The sequence below is a fragment of the Halomonas sp. genome, assembly GCF_041689495.1.
Lineage (GTDB): Bacteria > Pseudomonadota > Gammaproteobacteria > Pseudomonadales > Halomonadaceae > Halomonas.
In genome coordinates, this window is record NZ_JBDNGD010000392.1 from 1 (window position 1) to 2,260 (window position 2,260).

General features: G+C 63.2%; 1 protein-coding gene and 1 pseudogene. Both read left to right on the forward strand.

Annotation, left to right across the window (positions count from 1 at the left end; translation table 11 throughout):
• Positions 1-255 (forward strand): annotated as a pseudogene (gene trpC, locus ACESMD_RS12495) (indole-3-glycerol-phosphate synthase TrpC); the annotation flags it as partial.
• 168 nt (positions 256-423) lie between these two features.
• Positions 424-2,260: N-6 DNA methylase (locus ACESMD_RS12500; RefSeq protein ID WP_372613646.1), on the forward strand; the 1,837-nt coding region annotated here is incomplete at its 3' end.

Sequence of the window (2,260 nt, forward strand, 5' to 3'; positions counted from 1 at the left end):
CGGGCGCTGACGCTCGGTATTGCCCTGGTAGGCATCAACAACCGCGACCTGCACACCTTCGATACCCGCCTCGAGACGACCCTGGAACTGCTGTCGCGCATTCCTTCTGGCGTCACCGTGGTCACCGAGTCGGGCATCCATACCCCCGAGGACGTGCTGCGCATGCGTGAGCATGACGTCAACGCCTTCCTGGTGGGGGAAGCCTTCATGCGCGAGACGGAACCCGGCGAGGCGCTGCGGCGGCTGTTCTTCTGACCAGCACCTGGTAGCCGCACTGCAGGCGGAACGAATGTGGGAGGCCGGCTCTGCCGGGCGAAGGGAGGCCGCAGGCCTTCTATTGTGTCTGCTGGCTTGGCAGGGCCTCACCATGGTGCGTAATCTGCTGCCAGACACTCCTGCTGACAGGAAACAAAGCGACCCATCATGGCGATCAAGAAATCCGAACTCTACTCCTCCCTCTGGGCCAGTTGCGACGAGCTGCGTGGCGGCATGGACGCATCGCAGTACAAGGACTATGTCCTGTTCATGCTGTTCATCAAGTACATCTCGGACAAGTACGCCGATTCGGATAACTTCGCCCCGCCGGTGGCCATCCCCGAGGGCGCCAGCTTCAAGGACATGATTCAGCTCAAGGGCAAGAGCGACATCGGCGACAAGATCAACACCCAGATCATCCAGCCACTGATCGACGCCAACGCCCGCCTGGCACGCAGCGACTTCCCGGACTTCGACGATCCCAACAAGCTCGGCGAAGGCAAGGCGAAGGTGGATCGTCTGACCAATCTGGTCGCTATCTTCCAGAAGCCCGAGCTGGATTTCGCCAAGAACCGCGCTGAACACGACGACATCCTCGGCGATGCTTACGAATACCTGATGCGGCATTTCGCGTCGGAAAGCGGCAAGAGCAAGGGACAGTTCTACACGCCGTCCGAGGTCAGCCGCATCATGGCGCAGGTCATCGGCATCTCGCCGGAGTCCGCCGTGGCCGCCACCACTGCCTACGATCCGACCTGTGGCTCTGGCTCGCTACTGCTCAAGGTCGCCGCCGAGGCAGGCAAGCACATCACCCTGGAGGGGCAGGAGAAGGACGTGACCACCGCCGGTCTCGCCCGCATGAACATGATCCTGCACGACTTCCCCACCGCCAACATCGTGCAGGGCAACACCCTGGCCAACCCCAAGTTCAAAGGGACAGGCAAGGACAGCGAGGGGCTGCGCACTTACGACTATGTGGTGGCCAATCCGCCGTTCTCGGATAAGGGCTGGAGCGCTGGCCTTACGCCGGAGAACGACACCTACCAGCGCTTCGCCTGGGGCGCGCCCCAGGCGAAGCAGGGCGATTACGCCTACCTGCTGCATATCCTTCGATCGATGAAGAGCAGCGGCAAGGGTGCGGTGATTCTGCCCCATGGCGTTCTGCTCCGGGGCCATGCCGAGGCCGCCATCCGCCGGCGACTGGTGCGCTCCGGCTATCTCAAAGGCATTATCGGCCTGCCTGCCAACCTCTTCTACGGCACCGGCATCCCCGCCTGCATTCTGGTGCTGGACAAGGAGAACGCCCAGGCCCGCCGTGGGATTTTCATGATCGACTCCGCCAGGGGCTTCATCAAAGATGGCCCCAAGAACCGCCTGCGCGAGCAGGACCTGCACCGCATCGTCGATACCTTTGGCAAGCAGGTAGATGTACCGCGTTTCGCCCGGATGGTGCCCTTCGACGAGATCGCCGATCCGAAGAACGACTGCAACCTCAACCTGCCGCGCTACATCGATAGCAGTGAACCCGAGGACCTGCACGACATCCACGCCCACCTGAACGGCGGCATCCCGCAGTGGGACATCGACGGCGACGAGTCGGCTACGCCGCCGATCCCGGGCCTCAGCCGTTACTGGGCTGTGTTCCCGTTGCTGCGCCAGAGCCTGTTCCGCGACAATGGCGTTGAAGGCTACGCCGAACTGGCCGTCGAGCCCACGGCCATCAAGCCGACCATCCTCGAACGCGAGGAGTTCGCCGCCTTCCGCGCGCAGGTCACCGAACGCTTCGCCCAGTGGCGCACCGACAACACCCCGCGCCTGAAGGGCTTTGACCGCGACGGCCAGCCCAAGGAACTGATCACCACTACCGGCGAGGCCCTGCTCGACAGCTTTTTCGCCGCGCCGCTGCTGGACCCCTACGACCTCTATCAGCACCTGATGGACTACTGGGCCGAAACCCTGCAGGACGACGCCTACGAGATCGCCGCCGACGGCTGGGTGGCCGAAA